Source organism: Promicromonospora kroppenstedtii DSM 19349, from assembly GCF_000515355.1.
GTDB lineage: Bacteria > Actinomycetota > Actinomycetes > Actinomycetales > Cellulomonadaceae > Promicromonospora > Promicromonospora kroppenstedtii.
Map to the genome: position 1 here is coordinate 52,723 of NZ_KI911644.1, position 970 is coordinate 53,692.

1 protein-coding gene is annotated in these 970 nt (G+C 72.6%); it reads left to right on the forward strand.

Annotated features, from left to right (window positions below):
* Nucleotides 1-206: 206 nt before the first annotated feature.
* Nucleotides 207-970, forward strand: a 764-nt coding sequence (locus PROKR_RS09240; RefSeq protein ID WP_084800339.1) for a response regulator transcription factor, incomplete at its 3' end; no start/stop codon positions are given.

Here is a 970-nt window from a genome sequence, read left to right on the forward strand (position 1 = left end):
GTGGGCCGCGACGGCGGCGCCGCGGCCCACGCCGCTGCGGCTGGCCGGGGCGATCGCGTGCCTGGTGGTCGTGGTCGGGGCGGTCGCGACAGGGCTGTTCGTGGTGGTGTCGGGCGGGCACTGACACCTCCCGAGGCCCGTGAGGCATAGCCAACCCCCAGGTTCAGCACAGGAAGAACCCTGGGTCCGGAGTCACCCTGGGCACCATGACCACCGCACCCGCGCCCGGCGCCTCCGTCGACCAGCCCCGCCTCACCCGGGCCGACGGCTCGCCCGTCCGCGCGCTCGTGGTCGACGACGAGCCGAACATCGCCGAGCTCCTGACGTCCGCGCTGCGCCTGGAGGGGATGGACGTCACCACGGCCCTGGACGGCCTCTCCGCGATCCGCGCCGTGCGCGAGTCCGTGCCCGACATCGTGGTGCTCGACATCATGCTGCCCGACATGGACGGGCTCACCGTGCTGCGCCGGCTGCGCCAGCACGGTGACCGGATCCCGGTGCTGTTCCTCACCGCGCGGGACGCCGTCGAGGACCGCGTCACCGGGCTCACGGCCGGCGGCGACGACTACGTGACCAAGCCCTTCAGCCTGGAGGAGGTCGTGGCCCGGCTGCGCGGCCTGCTCCGCCGCGGGGGCACCACCACGCGCGACGAGGACGCCGTCCTGACCGTCGGCGACCTGAGGCTGGACGAGGACGCGCACGAGGTGCGGCGCGGGGCCGACGAGATCCACCTCACCGCGACCGAGTTCGAGCTGCTGCGCTACCTGATGCGCAACGCTCGGCGCGTGCTGTCCAAGGCGCAGATCCTCGACCACGTGTGGAACTACGACTTCGGCGGGCAGGCCAACATCGTCGAGCTGTACATCTCGTACCTGCGCCGCAAGATCGACAAGGGGCGCGAGCCGATGATCCACACGCTGCGCGGCGTCGGCTACGTGCTGCGCGTCGCGAAGGCCTCGGAGGAGGTCCG